The sequence below is a fragment of the Methylobacterium sp. WL64 genome (assembly GCF_008039945.1).
In the GTDB taxonomy this organism is placed as follows: Bacteria; Pseudomonadota; Alphaproteobacteria; order Rhizobiales; family Beijerinckiaceae; genus Methylobacterium.
The window spans coordinates 1-2,747 of sequence record NZ_VRVA01000251.1 but is presented as its reverse complement, the minus strand read 5'-3'; the positions used below and the strand labels follow the sequence as shown (position 1 = coordinate 2,747).

The following is a 2,747-nucleotide window of genomic DNA, read 5'->3' as shown; positions in this document are numbered from 1 at the left end:
TCGCTGGACCACGGAGCGCCATGCCGATCAGCCGACGCCAGCTCGCCGCATCCCTGATGACGGCCACCCACATCACCGACCGTCATGCGGTCGCTGCGTTCATCGCCGACCCGGCGACCCAGTCGGCGCCCAACCCGTTTTCCCAAACCAGCGCCGGAGCCGTCCGGCAGGTCTGGCGACAGCGCGCCGTCGAATTCCGGTCGTTCGACATCGCATCGGCTGGACTCGTCGAGCTGCTCGCGACTGTCGCCGACATGGCGGTGGACGAGGTCCTGGCCCAGGAGATCCTCCGGGCCGGTCCCCATACCGCCAACGTGTTCCACCGCGGCGACGGCTGCCGGATCGTCGGCGCAGCGCTCTACGGTCGACCCGGTGTCGGCCTGCCTGACCTGCCGATGCCGAGATCCCTGAGGACCGCCCTCCGCCGAAGCTCCGGCATGCGAGGCGCCGGGGGACAGCTCGACCTGTTCGCAGGCCTCAACCCGTGAGGCGTTCCCGGCGACCTGGTGGCATCGAGGCTCCGATCGGCGCTTCAGTGCGTGAGGTGTGATACCCAAAACTTATGGCATCCAGCTGGCAAACGCGCTGGCACCGACTGGTACCGGGTGGCCCTTTGTGGCCCCCGGTGGTCCCGACCATTCCCGCACGCAGAACCCGGGACAAAACCTCCCGCCTCGCGTTCGGATCGATCGCGAGAGCATCACATCTTACAACACGGAAGATGTCGATGACGGCGGCACGGCCTCGTGTCCCACCGCGCCGATCCCGCGATCAGACCGACATTCTCGAGCCGCGATCATGGCTTCAATCCCCTGGCCGAGCCGAGGATCGCGGCGACTGGCAGAGATGGGCCAACACCCTGTGGTGGCTGTGCCTCTGCCCCCTTCCTCCTCGGACGGCTTCGAAGCTTCGGACCACCCCGGAGGGGCTTGTCGCAAGCCGTACTTTGGGCCGCAGGGAAGGCGAGAACCGCCTCGGTTTCAGATTTCGTTAACCTTTTGAAGTCCGAAGCAGACGGCGAGCAGCCGGTTCCGCTCGCGAACAGTCCACGCTCCGGCAAAGCCGAAGCCCTTGCGCAGCCAGAGCATGGCCTCGAAGCCTTGGATCGTGCGCCGAGCGGTGTGGAATGACCGGAAGCCGCCGATCTGGGGCATGTTCTTCTTCAACCGGAAGTGGTCGCTCTCGATACCCTGCTGCAGGTGCTTGGTGACGTAGTGGACCGGCGTGTGGGGTAGTAGGCCCGCCATCCGGCTCCCAGCGATGGCCGTTGGATAGGTACTGGCGCCATCCGTACCGATCCGGTCTGGCGCTAGAAGTGGCCGGTCTACCAGCATCTTGCGGAAGAAGCGCTTGGCGGCGTCGAGATCCCGGCCCGCAGTGAGCAGGAAGTTGACTGGATTGCCGTCCTTGTCGATGGCTCGGTAGAGGTAGCGCCACTCGCCACGGACCTTGATATAGGTCTCGTCGATCCGGACCGATCCGCAATGCGGTTTGCGGAACTGCCGCAGCCGCTTCTCGATCAGCGGCGCGTAGGCGAGCACCCAGCGGTTCAAGGTGCTGTGATCGACCTCCAGGCCGCGCTCCAGGAACAACTCCTTGATATCGCGGTAGCTGAGCGGGTAGCGCAGGTACCAGGAGACGGCCTGTACGATGAGCGCAGCCTCGTAGTGCCGACCCTTGAAGTCGCCCTTGGCGCGCTGTTCGAGCTTGGCGGCGATGGCAGACAGGATCATGGGCGGCCTCTGAAACGGAAGGCGCCATGCAGGCCGTATGGTCAACGCGGGGTAAACGCCCACGCGATCGCGTTTGCGACACGCCCAGTTCGTACAGCGCAGCGTCCCGGTTGCTGGCGGCGCTGAGGCTCAGCAGAATTGCCACCGCCCGCGCCTCCTCCGAAGCCACCGCGACTTTCGGATGGTCAGACCCGTAGACGATGCCGGCGAGCTTCCATCCATCAAGCCACAGCGCAGGCCCGAACTGTTTGACCGCCTTCGCCAGCAGGACTTCAAGGTCGTCGGCCAAATCGGTGGCGTGCAGCAGATATCCGTCGTCACTTCGCTGCAGATCCGGCCGGAGAGAGGCTGGCGGCGGAAGTGGAGCGCTCATAAAAACCTACTCCCGTTATGCCACTTGGAGATGTCTGCCCACCGGATGTAGCCGACTGCCAACCGACGATCCCGGGGCTTCGCTCGGTCCAAGATGCAGGCCAACCTCATGCTGATTTTGCAGGCTGTCGCGAAGGTAGCGCTATCTACGGTTCCATCATAAAATCATGTGGAAACAATTGCCATAGTCAGCAACATATTGCCTTTGAACCTTCGCCAGCACATTGTGCGGCATCTTCAAGCATAGGTGCACATCGTGGACGAAAACATGGAAACGCTCGAGCGCGGGGCGGCAGGCTATATCGAGCTGACGGCAGATCTCGTCTCAGCCTACGTCTCGAACAACCATCTGCAGCCGGCCGAGATCGCCACCCTGATCGCCAACACGCACGCTGCGCTCACAGGGCTTGGCAACAGCAGCGCTCCTGAGGCGCCAGTGGCCGACAAGCCCACTCCTGCGCAGATCCGGAAGTCGATCACGCCCGACGCGCTGATCAGCTTCGTCGACGGCAAGCCGTACAAGACGCTGAAGCGGCACCTCAGCAAGAGCGGCATGTCGATCGAGCAGTACCGGGAGCGCTACGGCCTGCCGCGCGACTACCCCTCCACGGCCGCCAGCTACTCCGAGCAGCGTTCGGCTCT

Annotated in this window: 3 protein-coding genes; 2 read left to right on the top strand and 1 reads right to left on the bottom strand. The window is 64.0% G+C overall.

The window, feature by feature from the left end; translation table 11 throughout:
• On the top strand, positions 1 to 488 hold a 488-nt coding region (locus FV242_RS33505; RefSeq protein WP_306440341.1), incomplete at its 5' end, for a hypothetical protein.
• Positions 489 to 980: 492 nt separating this feature from the next.
• On the opposite strand, the gene FV242_RS33500 is transcribed toward FV242_RS33505, so the two are convergent.
• Positions 981 to 1,733 carry an IS6 family transposase gene (locus FV242_RS33500; RefSeq protein ID WP_147941963.1) on the bottom strand — a complete coding sequence of 251 codons (753 nt, stop codon included), beginning with the start codon at positions 1,731 to 1,733 and terminating at the stop codon, positions 981 to 983.
• A 640-nt stretch (positions 1,734 to 2,373) separates the two neighbouring features.
• Here FV242_RS33500 and FV242_RS33495 point away from each other — a divergent pair.
• The coding region (locus FV242_RS33495) for a MucR family transcriptional regulator (protein WP_147941962.1) at positions 2,374 to 2,747 on the top strand (374 nt) is incomplete at its 3' end.